We start from the raw sequence: 13887 nt of genomic DNA, 5'->3' as shown, positions 1-13887 counted from the left end.
GTGTCATGTAGTGTACTTGTTTAATAAGTACATTATATGGGATTCATTTCACCTTGTCAATAAGGAAAAGAAAAAGGATTGACCGGATTTTCTTTCCGTGGTATAGTAATGGAAGTATAAATGATAGGATGTGTGTGTTTGTTAATTGTATTTAAACATGGAGCATAAGGCAGTTTCATATGAAAAGCAGGAATCGGATCAGGAAGGCCATAGGTCTTTCCTCTATTTCGTGTACCTGTTTTGCCCATGGGATACAAAGCAGACAGAACAAGGTTGAAAGCCTGTAAGACGTCGGTTTGTAGTCTTGCAGGCTTTTTTTGTGCAAGCAATGAGCCGAACGAATATGCCTGCATATTCATTTGGCCAATGTCCCGGCAACTAAGAAAAACTCGCAAAACGTGTTTTTCTTAGTTGGTAGAGCCATTATCCTGCCGCCATGCTCCATGAACCTTAGGAAACCAGTTGAAAGGACAGTAGGAACGAGGAGAATTACATGGATCACACATTTCAGATTTTGGAATTTAATCTTATTTTAGAAAAGCTTGAGGAATTTGCCCACACGGAAGCAGCCAAAGAGAGGATTCGCAATTTAACCCCATCCATGAAGGAAGGCGAGGTAAAAAAGAGCCTTCGGGATACCACGGAAGCCAGGACCATCATTGACCGGATGGGGCTGCCTCCTGCCGTCACCATGAACGGTTTGCAGGAGATCATGAACACGGCAAGGCAGGGAGGCTGCCTGTCCGCAGAGGAACTGGAGCGGGCTGGGGGAATGCTCACTGCAGTGAAGCGGTTTAAGGATTTTTTAAACCGGTGCAAATACCTGGAGCTTGGCCTGCCTTATTATGAGCAGGACTTAAACCCGTTGGAGGATCTGGCAAGGGAGATTTATGAAAGCGTCAGAAACGGAAAAGTAGAGGACAGCGCCAGCAAATATCTAAAAAACATCCGGCAGGATGTGGCCAGACTGGAAGAAAAGCTGCGGACAAAAGCAGAAGCCATTTTAAGGGGAAATAAAAAGTACTTTTCCGATTCTTATGTGACGTTAAGAAACGGCAGACTTTGCCTCCCGGTGAAAAAAGATTATAGGACATCAGTTCCCGGCAGTGTCATTGACCAGTCCTCAACCGGTTCCACCCTGTTTATTGAACCGGCGGCTATTATGGAGCTTAACAGGGATTTGGAGCTTTTAAAGATTGAGGAGGAAAATGAAGCAAGAAGGATTTTGTATGTGCTCACTGCATCAGTGGAAGATAATTTAGAGGTGCTGGAGGCGGATAAACGTCTTCTGGAAAAGCTGGATTTTCTGTTTGCAAAGGGAAGCTTAAGTGCATCAATGGACGGCACCCCGCCTGAGATCAATACGGAACGGATCATAAGGATCACAAACGGCCGCCATCCGTTTATGAACCCGGAAACCGTGGTGCCTCTTGAGTTTGAGCTGGGAAGGAATGGACGGGGCATCGTTATTACAGGGCCAAATACAGGTGGAAAGACCGTAGCCATCAAGACGGTAGGGCTTTTCTCCCTTATGGCTCAATGCGGCCTTCATGTACCCTGCGGGGAAGCCGGTCTCTGCATGAACAGCCAGGTGCTCTGTGACATTGGCGATGGGCAGAACATTACGGAAAACTTATCCACCTTTTCCGCCCACATCACCAATGTAATGAAGATTCTGGAGTCAGCCGGTCCGGAAAGCCTGATAATCCTGGATGAACTGGGATCAGGAACTGACCCTGCGGAAGGTATGGGCATTGCAATTGCCATACTGGAAGAGCTGAGAAACAACGGCTGCCTTTTTCTGGCAACCACCCATTACCCGGAGGTAAAAACCTACGCTAAAGAAGCGGAGGGCATTACAAACGCAAGGATGGCTTTTGACAAGGAAACCCTTAAGCCTCTCTACCGCATGGAAATCGGGGAAGCCGGAGAGAGCTGCGCCCTTTATATTGCCAAACGCCTGGGAATGCCGGACAGCATGATCAAGAGGGCCAGAAAATATGCTTACGGAGACCGGGAAAGCTTACAGGAAGAGGAGCCGGATTCCTTAAAAGAAAAGGCTGGGATCAAAAAGGCAGGCAGTCCCAAAATTGAAAAGCTGAAAAAAACGGTGGCAAATAAAAATGTCATGGAACAAAAGTTCACCATTGGGGACAGTGTTTTTGTTTATCCGGATAAGAAAAAGGGAATTGTGTGCACTCCTGTCAATGAGAAGGGAGTGCTCCAGGTCCAGATGCCGGATAAGAAAATCTGGATCAACCAGAAAAGGGTAAAGCTTCTTGTGGCAGCAGAGGAGCTTTACCCGGAGGATTATGATTTTTCCATAATTTTCGATACCGTGGATAACAGAAAAGCCAGGCATAAGATGGAAAAGGGATATCAGGAGGGACTGGAGATCAGAACGGAGTGATCCTGGGGCCTTAAAAGGCCGCCGTCAAGCCCTGCCAGGAAGCCGGACGTAAATACTCGTCCGGCTCTTTTTGATATGTTTATATGACCCATCCCAGTGCCCATCCAAGGACCATGAAGAATTGAAACCTGATAGAAAATTTGAACGTAATATTCCTGGAAGATGAAATTCTATGACAGGATTAAGCATAAATGAGTCTTGCTTAATTTGACGATATTGCATACGCTATGGTAAAATAATGTAACGTAGCTGAAGTTTATATGGGGGAGGGATAATCATAATTATCATAAAACGGATTATATGTTATTTTCTGCTTATGCTTTTTTTGAACATCATTTTTGTGGCGCATGTAATTCCCGGCACCGGGGCATCTACAGCGGCAGGTATAGCTCTTACCGTATTTTATGTTTATTTCAATATTGTTCCGCGGAGAGATAAATCGCTGCAATACAGGCTTAGGGTACTAATCGGCGGCTATGAGCTGGTGCTTGCGGCTTTTTCCTGCTTTGCATTTGAGGCGCTGGCGTATCTCTTTGTTTTAGCCAAAGGCAGGGAAATTGGAGTACATATCCTTATAATAAACATATTTGTATGCGGGAGCCTTCTTTTTATTCTGCTATTCAACGGGATTATACGAATATTCACCTGTTCCGGCCAGTTGGGGATCATGCCGAGGATAAGCTTGCTGCTTTTTTGGTGGATGCCCGTTGTGAATGTTGTCATACTCAGGAAATTCCTTGGCGTATCGGCTTCTGAGTATAAATTCACTGTCGGGAAACACCAACGAAACAGAGACAGGAAATGCGAGGAATTATGCAAAACCAAATATCCTGTCCTGATGGTCCATGGGATATTTTTCAGGGATTGGAAAAACTTCAATTATTGGGGCCGGATACCCAAGGAGCTTATGGATAACGGAGCTGTAATCTATTACGGAAGCCACCAGTCGTCCGCATCGGTCGAGCAATGCGCGAATGAACTAAAAGAGTGTATCCTGAATATTGTCCGGGAGACCGGCTGCGAAAAGCTCAATATTATTGCACATTCCAAGGGCGGACTTGATTCCCGGTATGCGGTAAGCTGTCTCGGAATGGAAAAATATATTGCGTCGCTTACGACGATTAATACGCCGCACCTGGGCTGTAATTACGTTCGTAAGTTATTGGAGAGGATTCCGAAAAAGGCGGTTGCGGCCATCGGCAATAAGTACGAATCCATCTATACCAGGCTCGGCGATTACGATCCGGATTTTTTTAATGGCCTGAAAGACTTAACTGATAAGGAATGTGAGCGGCTGAACAGGATTATGAAGGATACCCCCGGCGTTTTATATCAAAGCGTTGGCTCGTGTATTCGTTCCTATTTTGGAGCTATGTTTCCCCTTAATGTGGGATACGGTATCATAAAATTTTTCGGGGGCGGAGAAAACGACGGGCTTGTTTCTGCGAAATCAATGGTATGGGGGAATTTCCTCGGCGTAGTGACTTCTGAAAGCAGGCAAGGTATTTCCCACGGCGATATGATTGACTTAACAAGGAAGAATATCGAAGGCTTTGACGTCTGCGAGTTCTATGTCGATTTGGTAAATAAATTAAAATTAAAAGGTCTGTAGAAATGAAGCTTTAGAGTGAGTCTGTATAACAGGCAATAAACTTAAGCCGGGATAAATACGCTTCTTATGAAGCAGATAAAAATAACCTCCGGCATGAGAATGCCCGTGAATGCCGGAGGTTATCTGGCAGTAACGCTTTAAGCCATGCTGCCTTGATTTTGATTGAGTAAAGGAGTTTAACGTGAGAATCAGATTAAACATTAAGTATCTATGTGCCTTTATCATTATTTTCATTATTGAAGTATTAATAGCCGTTTTCATAAATGATAAATTCATCAGGCCGTACGTTGGCGACATTTTGGTTGTGGTACTAATTTATTGCTTTATCAGGTCGTTTGTGGGGAAAGAAGTTAAGCTGCTCCCATGGTACATATTGGTTTTTACCGTATTGACGGAGGTGGGGCAGTATTTTCATTTAGTGAAGCTCCTCGGCCTTAGCGATTATAAAATTGCAAGGATAATTATTGGTTCAACCTTTGATCTAAAAGACATTGCCTGCTATCTGGCAGGTTGTACCGGATTATTCTTGTTTGAAATGGTAAAGCGGCGTGGGTATGAAAAGGAAAAGCAGGTAAATTAAGCATTCAGTTTTTTCAGCTAACTATAAGTAATCAGGTGAAATGCCGCCTATGCCTGGAACGCAGGGGGGACAGAAAGGTCGTTGTTAAGTTCAGCCAGGATGTGACGGAAAATTTGTACATGGCAAAGCTCATCGGCTATGATCCTGTTTAAGATTGCCTTGATCCTGCAATCATCGATCCACTCCGCCTGGTCCTGGTATTTCCGGATGGCTTCCAGTTCGCTTGCAAGGGCATTGGAGACAAGAGGCCCGATCCGGGTGGGATAGCGGTTGCAGGCGGGAGTCCAATACCTTAAGCGCCCGTTCTGGAAGCTCCACAGCCTGGGATCTGCGCCCAGCATCATGGACAATTCCCCAAAGGTATTTAAATGATGCATTTCAACAATGCTGATCTTATGGAAACATTCCGCTATATCGAAGAAGAAGTTTCTGGTAATCATGCTGTTGTAAATATAAAGGCTGATAGCGGACATTTCGGAATTACAGTCGCCTATGTTAGAAAGCATGGCTGCGGCATACCGCTTATTTTGAGAAATGATCTCTATGGGAGGCCAGGGATCTTTGTCAGAAAAAATAAGAGCTGATAAATCCATATGATACCCTCATTTCAATTTATTCTATTTTAAATATATCCGCCAGATGATAGAGTATGACTTAAAAACACAGGAAGATGGAGGAACTAAAGACATGGACTGCAAAGAGAAATTTAAGAAAACAGTGGAAGATTTTTACCCGTATAACGAGCAGGAAGAAAGGGATAAGGAGATGCTGCTCCAATATCTCTCATCAGGGGAATCCATATTTTTCCGGGAAAGCTTAGGTGCCCATATGTCGGCATCGGCCTGGGTGGTAAATCAGTCCCATGATAAGGTTCTTATGGCCTATCATAACATCTATGATTCCTGGGCATGGACCGGAGGCCACGCAGATGGGGAAATGGATCTGCTTAAGGTAGCTGTCCGGGAAGCCATGGAAGAAACCGGTATTACAACGGTAAGGCCAGTTACAGAGGATATCTTTTCCCTGGAAGTGTTGACGGTGGACGGACATGAGAAGAAAGGGGCTTATGTTTCCTCCCACCTTCACATAAATGTGACCTATCTCCTGGAAGCCGATGACAGAGAGGTCCTTCATAAAAAAGAGGATGAAAACAGTGCCGTGGGCTGGTTTGCTGTAGATGAATGTTTGATGGCCATAAATGAGCCGTGGATGAGAGACAGAATCTACAAAAAGCTTCTTAATAAAATGAGGGATAGGAATTATTAACAGAAAATTGATAATTATTTTCTAATTTTCTGTTTTATTTTTCCTGATTATGCTTTATAATAGAGGCAGCTAATAAATGAAGTTTTGCCAAATAAGACAGCGAGGTGGTAGATATGAAGATTATTTACGCCATCGTCAGCTCCGATGATGGTAACAGGGTGACCGATGTGCTGAATGAGCACCAGTTCAGTGTGACAAAACTTGCCACAACAGGTGGTTTTTTAAAGAAGGGAAACTCTACGTTAATGATCGGTACTGATGATGGACAGGTAGAGGAAGTCATCACATTGATTAAAGATACCTGCGGAAAACGCCAGAAGATTACATGCAACGTTCCGGCACCAAATATTGCGTCTGTTTCAGCCGGATATATGATGATGCCCATGACAGTGGAACTTGGCGGAGCTACTATATTTGTGACTGATGTGGAACGATTCGAGAAGATTTGAGAAATCAGCAAAGGGATTGCAGAGCAATCCCTTTTCGCAACTGCGGAAGGAATCATGGGAGGTGTGTCTTTGAAGTTGGATGAGATGACTAAAAACATGCTGGTGGCAGAGGCTTATGAGGCTCAGAAGATGGCTTATGTGCCTTATTCGGATTTTTGCGTTGGAGCAGCCTTGCTTGCAAAGAACGGAAAGGTCTACCGGGGCTGCAACATTGAAAATGCAGCCTTTACGCCCACAAACTGCGGGGAGCGTACGGCGTTTTTCAAGGCGGTCTCAGAGGGTGTCACGGATTTTGATGCCATTGCCATTGTAGGAAATAAAAGGGGAGAAAAGGGAGAATTATGTGCTCCCTGCGGGGTTTGCCGGCAGGTAATGGCAGAATTTTGTGATCCTGAGGAATTTAAGATCATTCTGGGGGCAGGAAAGGAAGCTTCTGTGTATGCCTTAAAGGAGTTGCTGCCTTTGGGATTTACAAAAAAGAACTTGGATTCCAAATAGGGAAGGGAGGTTTTAGTGCATTATGAGGATGTACGATATCATTGCAAAAAAACGGAACGGAGAGGCTCTCACAGAGACAGAGATCCGCTTCATGATCAATGGCTATGTAAAGGGAGATATTCCGGATTACCAGATGTCCGCCATGCTGATGGCCATTTATTTTAAAGGGATGAGTGATGTGGAAACGGCCATTCTTACCGATGCGGTGGCTCATTCCGGCGATATGGTGGACTTATCTCCCATTCAGGGCGTGAAGGTGGATAAACACTCCACCGGAGGCGTGGGAGATAAGACAACTCTGGTGGTAGCTCCTGTGGTGGCAGCCTGCGGGGTCAAGGTTGCAAAGATGTCTGGCCGGGGTCTGGGCCATACGGGAGGAACCGTTGACAAAATGGAATCTATCCCGGGAATGAAAACAGTGCTTACAGAGGAAGAGTTCTTCCAGGTGGTCAATAAGGCCGGTCTTTCCGTTATCGGACAGTCCGGAAACCTGGCTCCTGCAGATAAAAAGCTTTATGCCCTTCGGGATGTAACAGCAACCGTGGACAGTATCCCCCTGATTGCAGCTTCTATTATGAGCAAAAAGCTGGCAGCAGGAAATGACTGCATTCTTCTGGATGTGAAAACCGGAAGCGGGGCATTTATGAAGACCCTGGAGGATTCCATCACCCTGGCGGAGAAGATGGTGGCTATTGGAGAACATGCAGGAAAGAGAACCATGGCCCTTATCACCAATATGGACATTCCCCTGGGAAGCTTAATCGGCAACAGCCTGGAGGTCATTGAGGCGGTGGAAACCCTTCAGGGAAGAGGGCCTGGGGACTTGACAGAAGTTTGTTTAAGCCTGGCTTCCGGTATGCTTTACCTGGCAGGAAAAGGCAGCTTGGAAGAATGCCGTGTTCTGGCAGAAGAGGTCATTGCCGATGGAAGCGCTTTGGAACGTCTCATTGCCATGGTGGAAGCCCAGGGCGGCGATCCTTCGGTGATCAGGGACACAGGCCTTTTTTCCAAAGCCCCATTTGAAAGAGAAGTGAAGGCCTTAAAGAGCGGTTATATCACTCACATGAACACAGAACAATGCGGAATCGCCTCTTCGCTTTTAGGAGCCGGAAGAGTTACCAAAGAAAGCGTCATCGATTATACGGCCGGGATAGCCCTTAAGAAAAAGGCAGGCCAGAAGGTGGAAGAGGGAGAGACCATTGCTGTGCTCTATACTTCTGTGGAAGAGCTGTTTGCTGCTTCAGAGGAGGAATTTTTAAAGGCGGTTACCATTGGCAGTCAGAAGCCGGAAAAGGAGCCACTGATTTATGCCAGTGTTACAAAAGAAGGCGTGAAACGCCTGACACAATAGAAAGGATGGAAAAAATAATGACAGATTTAGAAATGTTAAGTTACGTGGATCACACTCTTTTAAAGGCATTTGCCACATGGGAGGAGATAAAAGAGCTTTGTAAGGAAGCCGTGGAATATAAAACGGCCTCTGTGTGCATCCCTCCCTGTTACATCAGCCGGATACATGAGGAATTCCCAGGCCTTAATATCTGTACCGTAGTGGGGTTTCCGCTGGGCTACAGCGTAACGTCGTCAAAGGTTCTTGAGACAAAGAAAGCCATTGAGGATGGGGCATCTGAGGTGGACATGGTCGTGAATATCAGCGATGTGAAAAATGGGGATTACCGGAAGGTGGAAGAGGAAATCGCAGAACTTAAAAAAGCGGTGGGCCACAACATTTTAAAGGTCATCATTGAGGCCTGCTATCTGACGGAAGAAGAGAAAATCGCCATGTGCAAGGCAGTTACGGCAGCAGGTGCTGATTATATCAAGACCTCCACAGGATTTGGAACCGGCGGAGCGACTTTAGAGGATATCGAATTGTTTAAAAAGCACATCGGGCCTGACGTAAAGATCAAGGCAGCCGGCGGAGTCAGAACCCTGGAAGATCTAAGGGCTTATATCGAAGCAGGATGCAGCAGGGTGGGCGCAAGCGCGGCCGTAAAGCTGGCAGCACAAAATAAAGAATAAAGATAAAGATAAAGATTCCCCTCCGGCCTGGAAACAGCAGGCCGGAGGGGAATTGCAGTTACATCAATGATAAATCTTTTTCTCTTCATAAATGGGCTCACAGGTTAAGTTCACGCCCAGTTTTTTAAATATCTTTACATCCACATCGGAAAGAAGCACAGAAGTATGAGCTTCCCGCCCTTTTAATTTGGGAAGCTGCTCCAAGGCCACCTGGGCATTGGGATCGGCAGCCGCACAGGCTGACAGGGCAATTAAAACTTCGTCCGTATGGAGACGGGGATTTCTGCTCCCCAGGTAGTTGATTTTTAATTTTTGGATGGGCTCAATGGCAGAAGGAGAAATCAGGTGGATGTCATGAGGGATGTTTCCTAAGACCTTGACCGCATTTAACAAAAGGGCCGCGGATGCGCCTAATAAGTTGGTAGTCTTACCTGTGACAATGGTTCCGTCGTCTAACTCAAGGGCAGCAGCCGGAGAGCCTTTTATTTCTGCCAGCTTATTGGCGGCGTTCACCACTTTTCTCATGTCAGTGGTTATTTTTGCCTGCTTCATGAGAAGTTCGATCTTATAGACCTCTTCCTTGGAACCCATATCCCTTGCCAGGCGGGAAAGGGCCTGGTAATAACGTCTGATGATTTCCTGCATGGAAGCTTCCCTGCAGGCCTCGTCATCCACCACGCAGAAGCCGGCCATATTTACGCCCATATCCGTAGGGGATTTATAAGGGCATTCCCCGTATATCCCTTCAAAAATAGCGCTTAATACAGGAAAGATCTCTACATCCCTGTTGTAATTGACCGTGGTTTTTCCATAGGCCTCCAGGTGAAAAGGATCGATCATATTCACATCGTTTAAATCCGCCGTAGCGGCCTCATAGGCTAAGTTTACCGGATGCTTTAAGGAGATATTCCAGACAGGGAATGTCTCAAATTTGGCATATCCGGCCTTGATTCCCCGCTTGTTCTCGTGATAGAGCTGGGATAAGCAGGTTGCCATCTTTCCGCTGCCGGGCCCCGGTGCCGTAATGATAACAAGGGGCTTTGTGGTTTCTATATAATCATTTCTTCCGTATCCTTCGTCGCTGACAATAAGAGAAACATTGCTTGGATAACCGTCAATGATATAGTGGCGGTATACCTTTATCCCCATTTTTTCCAGTTTGCTTTTAAATAAATCAGCGGAATTCTGTCCGGAGTACTGTGTGATAACAACGCTTCCCACATAGAGTCCCTTATCCGTAAAGGACTGGATCAGGCGGAATACATCCACATCATAGGTGATGCCAAGATCGTGACGGATCTTGTTTTTCTCGATGTCGGCAGCGTTGATGGCGATTACAATCTCTGCCTGGTCCGATAGCTGCATCAGCATGCGGAGCTTGCTGTCAGGTTCAAATCCGGGAAGTACCCTGGAAGCGTGGTAATCGTCAAACAGCTTACCGCCGAATTCCAGATATAGCTTGTCTCCAAACTGGCTGATCCGTTCCTTGATGTGCTCTGACTGCATGGTTAAATATTTGTTGTTATCAAATCCCAATTTCATTTGTCCCTCCATGATGTGCGCTTACCGTTTTGCCATGCAGAACCATTTGTAAACTCTGCGGGTGTGAGCTTGCTCACAAAGTACAGAGTTCACAAATGGTCCTATAGGGCGGACGCCCGACATGAATAATTTGGCGGCATACATATATGTCCTTTAGAATATGTTATATCCGCTAAATTATGAATGGCATGGCTGAATTTAAAGCATGCACGAACTATTTGACCGTAGTATTTATAAATTGTATCATATAAGTTATGAAATTGCCATGGATTTTTTCCTTCCCCTTCTTTTTCCTGAAACCCTTTACAACTGTCTTTAAACGTGTTAAAACGTTGTAGTAAGAAGGAGGATCAAAATGTTTAAAATAGGAAGAAATGATGCATGCTGGTGCGGAAGCGGAAAGAAATATAAAAGCTGCCACCTGCCTTTTGACCAAAAGCTTGAAAATTACGCAGTCATGGGAGATGAGGTTCCGGAGCACTATATGATAAAAACACCAGCTCAAATTGAAGGAATCCGACGGGCTGGAATTATTAACAACAAGGTTCTTGACCTGGTGGATGAGATGATGAAGCCAGGCATCAGCACGGAAGATATTAATATCCTGGTGCATGAAAACACCATTAGGCTGGGAGGAATCCCCGCCCCTCTTAATTTTGAGGGATATCCCAAAAGTGTGTGCACCTCAGTCAATGAAGTAGTATGCCACGGAATCCCGGATCCAAAACGGATCTTGCAGGAAGGGGATATTATCAATGTGGATGTGACTACCATTGTGGACGGCTTTTATGCCGATGCGTCCAGAATGTACTGCATGGGCAAGGTGTCTCCTGAGGCATCAAAGCTGGTCCGGGTCACAAAGGAGAGCGTGGACCTGGCCCTTAAGGAAGCCAGGGCATGGGGCCATTTAGGGGATATCGGAGCAGCGATTTCTGAATATATCTATGCCAATGGCTTTACGGTAGTGAGGGAAATCGGCGGACACGGAGTTGGGGTGGATTTCCATGAAGAGCCGTGGGTCAGCCACATTGGCACAAGAGGGACTGACATGCTTCTTGTTCCGGGAATGATATTTACCATTGAACCAATGGTAAATGCAGGAAAGGCCGACGTAGTGCAGGATGAGGAGGACGGGTGGACCATTTACACAAAGGATGGAAGCCTGTCCGCCCAGTGGGAGTATACGGTTTTGATCACAGAACAGGGACCGGAGGTGCTGGCAAGATAAATGGAGAAAAAACGTTGTTTTTGGGTGGATGAATCCTCTCCGGTGTATGTGAAATATCATGATGAAGAGTGGGGAGTGCCGGTTTATGATGATAAGAAGCTCTACGAAATGTTCCTTTTGGAAACCTTTCAGGCAGGGCTTTCCTGGATCACCATACTGAGAAAAAGAGAAGGCTTCCGGGAAGCCTTCGATGATTTTGATGTGGAAAAGGTGGCATGCTATGGTGAAGAAAAGATAAAGGACTTAATGGAGAACGGGGATATTATAAGGAACCGGAAAAAGATGGAAGCTGCCGTGAAAAATGCCCGTGTGTTTAAGGAGATCCAGCAGGAGTACGGTTCTTTCTCTAAGTATTTATGGGAGTTTACAAACAATGAGGTCATGGTCAACCAGGATGACTGCTTCCAGGTAAAAACAGAGCTGTCAGACCGGGTCTCAAAGGATATGAAAAAACGGGGAATGGCCTTTGTAGGTTCTGTTACCATATATTCTTATCTTCAGGCAGTAGGCGTGGTCAATGACCATGAGCTTTCCTGCTTTTGCAGAAAGGATGTCCGGGAATAACAGAAGAGGCTGAGATAAGGAAAAGCGGGGGCATTATTTAGATAAAGCATACATAGTTTATGAAATAAGAGGTTCACAAATAAGGGCTGCATCCGGAGAATGTAATTTATATTGGAAAATTTTACAAAATGTGGTAAAATATTAAATATTTATTACAATAAACACCTGAAACCATAAAGAAAGTGAACAGGAGTATTATGAAAAGATGGCTTTTGACAGTGATTGCATTCTCATTGGTGGCCTCCGGATGCAGCAGGTATAAGGGAATTCCCCAACCTTCAGAGACAGACAACAGAACAAAAGAATCTCACCAGAGTACAGATGAATCCGAACAGAGCACAGAGGAAGATGCTGGTCAGCTTCCCATGGAAGCTTCCGCTGAGCCGGGAAAAAAGCCGGTAAAGGTAAAGGGAATCTATATCTCCGGCTATATGGCCGGCTCTGAAGGGCTTCAGGCGATTTTGGACAAGATCCAGGGCACGGAGATCAATACGGTCGTCATTGATGTGAAGAACGACGACGGCAAGATCACCTTTGTCATGGAGGACGCGCCTACGGTGAATGAGATCGGTGCCACAGAAAAGTACATCAAGGATATTGACAGCCTGATGGCCCAGTTAAAGGCCAGGGGGCTTTATACCATTGCCCGGGTGGTGGCATTTAGGGATCCTTATCTGGCAGAAAAAAAGCCGGAGTGGGGACTTAAGAACAAGGATGGAAGCCTGTACAGGGATAACAGGGGACTGGCCTGGGTGAACCCTTACCGGACAGAGGTTTGGGACTACTTAGTGGAGGTGGGGACAGAAGCCTCCAAGGCCGGGTTTGATGAAATCCAGTTTGACTACATCCGGTTTTCTACGGACAGCTCCATGAAACAGGTGGCGTTTAACGAGGCAGATACCAGGGGCCGTTCCAAAACAGACATCATTACGGAATTCGTCCAATATGCTTATGAAAAGCTGTCTTCTCAAAATATTTTTGTTTCTGCAGATGTGTTTGGAACCATCATCGGAAGCAGGGTTGATGCGGAGGCAGTGGGGCAGATCTATCATGAGATGGCCAGCCACTTGGATTATATCTGCCCCATGATCTACCCTTCCCATTATGGGGACGGAAACTTTGGCATTGATCATCCGGATACGGAGCCTTACCGCACCATCCGTGCGGCTTTAAAGCTGTCAAAGCAGGATCTGGAATCCGCAAGGGAAGAAGGAAGGCCTCAGGCCATTGTCCGCCCCTGGCTCCAGGATTTCACTGCTTCCTATCTGGAACACCATATTCCTTACGGAGCGAAGGAGATCCGGGCACAGATCCAGGCGGTGTATGATGCGGGCTATGATGAGTGGATCCTTTGGAGCGCATCCAACCGGTATACCTGGGATGGCCTCCTGACCTCTGCGGCGGCCAAAGAGGAAGCCGAGAAGATTGCCTGCATAAGAGAAACAGAGGAAACATCTTCTGGGGCCTCCTCCGAAACAAAGGAGTCGCAGTCCGGGATAACGGAGCCGCAGTCCGAAACAAAGGAGCTGCAGTCCGGGACAGGGACTGCGGTTCAGACGGAAGGAAAAGAAGAGAAAGCAAAAAAGAGCCTTGAGGAAAGTACAGCAGAGGCAGAAACCCAGCCGGAGACAAAAACTGATAATAAAAAGAAGCCCAGAACCAAGCCTGATGTAGTCATAGTGACCACAGGCGGCTCAAGAGATTAGGAAGTGAGGG

15 protein-coding genes are annotated in these 13887 nt (G+C 46.1%); 11 read left to right on the top strand and 4 right to left on the bottom strand.

Features of this window, described 5'->3' with window-relative positions; all coding sequences use genetic code 11:
• Positions 1-56: 56 nt before the first annotated feature.
• A complete protein-coding gene (locus ACYVD3_RS08895; RefSeq protein ID WP_460642155.1) occupies positions 57-359 on the bottom strand; it encodes a hypothetical protein in 303 nt (100 codons plus the stop codon).
• A 134-nt stretch (positions 360-493) separates the two neighbouring features.
• Here ACYVD3_RS08895 and ACYVD3_RS08890 point away from each other — a divergent pair, with 134 nt between their 5' ends.
• On the top strand, positions 494-2410 hold the full coding sequence (locus ACYVD3_RS08890) for an endonuclease MutS2 (protein WP_460642154.1): 1917 nt from the start codon (positions 494-496) through the stop codon (positions 2408-2410).
• 474 nt (positions 2411-2884) lie between these two features.
• On the opposite strand, the gene ACYVD3_RS08885 is transcribed toward ACYVD3_RS08890, so the two are convergent.
• A complete protein-coding gene (locus ACYVD3_RS08885; RefSeq protein ID WP_460642185.1) occupies positions 2885-3133 on the bottom strand; it encodes a hypothetical protein in 249 nt (82 codons plus the stop codon).
• Here ACYVD3_RS08885 and ACYVD3_RS08880 point away from each other — a divergent pair.
• The gene (locus ACYVD3_RS08880; protein ID WP_460642184.1) at positions 3078-4022 is read left to right on the top strand and encodes an esterase/lipase family protein; all 945 of its coding nucleotides are present in this window, start codon (positions 3078-3080) and stop codon (positions 4020-4022) included. The two genes, ACYVD3_RS08885 and ACYVD3_RS08880, sit on opposite strands and share 56 nt — an antisense overlap.
• 181 nt (positions 4023-4203) lie before the next feature.
• Positions 4204-4602: a ribosomal maturation YjgA family protein gene (locus tag ACYVD3_RS08875; protein WP_460642153.1), complete on the top strand. Its 399-nt coding sequence runs from the start codon at positions 4204-4206 to the stop codon at positions 4600-4602.
• Between the two features lie 47 nt (positions 4603-4649).
• Here ACYVD3_RS08875 and ACYVD3_RS08870 read toward each other — a convergent pair whose 3' ends face one another.
• A complete protein-coding gene (locus tag ACYVD3_RS08870; protein WP_460642152.1) occupies positions 4650-5195 on the bottom strand; it encodes a ferritin-like domain-containing protein in 546 nt (181 codons plus the stop codon).
• Positions 5196-5289: 94 nt separating this feature from the next.
• On the opposite strand from ACYVD3_RS08870, the gene ACYVD3_RS08865 reads away from it, so the two are divergent.
• The 5 genes from ACYVD3_RS08865 (at position 5290) to deoC (ending at position 8837) form a co-directional block, all read left to right on the top strand.
• On the top strand, positions 5290-5868 hold the full coding sequence (locus ACYVD3_RS08865; RefSeq protein ID WP_460642151.1) for an NUDIX hydrolase: 579 nt from the start codon (positions 5290-5292) through the stop codon (positions 5866-5868).
• 113 nt (positions 5869-5981) lie between these two features.
• Positions 5982-6317 carry a cyclic-di-AMP receptor gene (locus tag ACYVD3_RS08860; protein WP_013271785.1) on the top strand — a complete coding sequence of 112 codons (336 nt, stop codon included), beginning with the start codon at positions 5982-5984 and terminating at the stop codon, positions 6315-6317.
• An 84-nt stretch (positions 6318-6401) separates the two neighbouring features.
• Positions 6402-6815, top strand: a complete 414-nt coding sequence (locus ACYVD3_RS08855; RefSeq protein WP_460642183.1) for a cytidine deaminase — start codon at positions 6402-6404, stop codon at positions 6813-6815.
• Between the two features lie 22 nt (positions 6816-6837).
• The gene (locus ACYVD3_RS08850; protein WP_460642150.1) at positions 6838-8166 is read left to right on the top strand and encodes a pyrimidine-nucleoside phosphorylase; all 1329 of its coding nucleotides are present in this window, start codon (positions 6838-6840) and stop codon (positions 8164-8166) included.
• Positions 8167-8183: 17 nt separating this feature from the next.
• Positions 8184-8837 carry a deoxyribose-phosphate aldolase gene (gene deoC, locus ACYVD3_RS08845; RefSeq protein ID WP_460642149.1) on the top strand — a complete coding sequence of 218 codons (654 nt, stop codon included), beginning with the start codon at positions 8184-8186 and terminating at the stop codon, positions 8835-8837.
• A 63-nt stretch (positions 8838-8900) separates the two neighbouring features.
• On the opposite strand, the gene ACYVD3_RS08840 is transcribed toward deoC, so the two are convergent.
• On the bottom strand, positions 8901-10379 hold the full coding sequence (locus ACYVD3_RS08840; RefSeq protein ID WP_460642148.1) for a DUF1846 domain-containing protein: 1479 nt from the start codon (positions 10377-10379) through the stop codon (positions 8901-8903).
• Positions 10380-10734: 355 nt separating this feature from the next.
• Between ACYVD3_RS08840 and ACYVD3_RS08835 the strand changes: the two genes are divergently transcribed.
• The 3 genes from ACYVD3_RS08835 (at position 10735) to ACYVD3_RS08825 (ending at position 13877) form a co-directional block, all read left to right on the top strand.
• Complete coding sequence (locus ACYVD3_RS08835) at positions 10735-11607, top strand: methionyl aminopeptidase (RefSeq protein ID WP_460642147.1); 873 nt, start codon at positions 10735-10737, stop codon at positions 11605-11607.
• Positions 11608-12171, top strand: a complete 564-nt coding sequence (locus tag ACYVD3_RS08830) for a DNA-3-methyladenine glycosylase I (RefSeq protein ID WP_460642146.1) — start codon at positions 11608-11610, stop codon at positions 12169-12171. It begins immediately after the preceding gene.
• Positions 12172-12368: 197 nt separating this feature from the next.
• Complete coding sequence (locus tag ACYVD3_RS08825; RefSeq protein ID WP_460642145.1) at positions 12369-13877, top strand: putative glycoside hydrolase; 1509 nt, start codon at positions 12369-12371, stop codon at positions 13875-13877.
• Positions 13878-13887: the final 10 nt, after the last annotated feature.

This window comes from Lacrimispora brassicae (assembly GCF_054772055.1).
Note: the sequence above shows the minus strand (reverse complement) of the source record. Positions and strands in the feature narration are given on the sequence as shown.

What these genes read in the sequence shown, in the direction of transcription:
- ACYVD3_RS08890 (WP_460642154.1), top strand. Translation starts at nt 494, where the DNA reads ATGGATCACACATTTCAGATTTTGGAATTTAATCTTATTTTAGAAAAG.
- ACYVD3_RS08850 (WP_460642150.1), top strand. Translation starts at nt 6,838, where the DNA reads ATGAGGATGTACGATATCATTGCAAAAAAACGGAACGGAGAGGCTCTC.
- ACYVD3_RS08880 (WP_460642184.1), top strand. Translation starts at nt 3,078, where the DNA reads ATGCCGAGGATAAGCTTGCTGCTTTTTTGGTGGATGCCCGTTGTGAAT.
- ACYVD3_RS08840 (WP_460642148.1), bottom strand. Translation starts at nt 10,379, where the DNA reads ATGAAATTGGGATTTGATAACAACAAATATTTAACCATGCAGTCAGAG.
- ACYVD3_RS08860 (WP_013271785.1), top strand. Translation starts at nt 5,982, where the DNA reads ATGAAGATTATTTACGCCATCGTCAGCTCCGATGATGGTAACAGGGTG.
- ACYVD3_RS08825 (WP_460642145.1), top strand. Translation starts at nt 12,369, where the DNA reads ATGAAAAGATGGCTTTTGACAGTGATTGCATTCTCATTGGTGGCCTCC.
- ACYVD3_RS08870 (WP_460642152.1), bottom strand. Translation starts at nt 5,195, where the DNA reads ATGGATTTATCAGCTCTTATTTTTTCTGACAAAGATCCCTGGCCTCCC.
- deoC (WP_460642149.1), top strand. Translation starts at nt 8,184, where the DNA reads ATGACAGATTTAGAAATGTTAAGTTACGTGGATCACACTCTTTTAAAG.
- ACYVD3_RS08855 (WP_460642183.1), top strand. Translation starts at nt 6,402, where the DNA reads ATGACTAAAAACATGCTGGTGGCAGAGGCTTATGAGGCTCAGAAGATG.
- ACYVD3_RS08865 (WP_460642151.1), top strand. Translation starts at nt 5,290, where the DNA reads ATGGACTGCAAAGAGAAATTTAAGAAAACAGTGGAAGATTTTTACCCG.
- ACYVD3_RS08895 (WP_460642155.1), bottom strand. Translation starts at nt 359, where the DNA reads ATGAATATGCAGGCATATTCGTTCGGCTCATTGCTTGCACAAAAAAAG.
- ACYVD3_RS08835 (WP_460642147.1), top strand. Translation starts at nt 10,735, where the DNA reads ATGTTTAAAATAGGAAGAAATGATGCATGCTGGTGCGGAAGCGGAAAG.
- ACYVD3_RS08830 (WP_460642146.1), top strand. Translation starts at nt 11,608, where the DNA reads ATGGAGAAAAAACGTTGTTTTTGGGTGGATGAATCCTCTCCGGTGTAT.
- ACYVD3_RS08885 (WP_460642185.1), bottom strand. Translation starts at nt 3,133, where the DNA reads ATGACAACATTCACAACGGGCATCCACCAAAAAAGCAGCAAGCTTATC.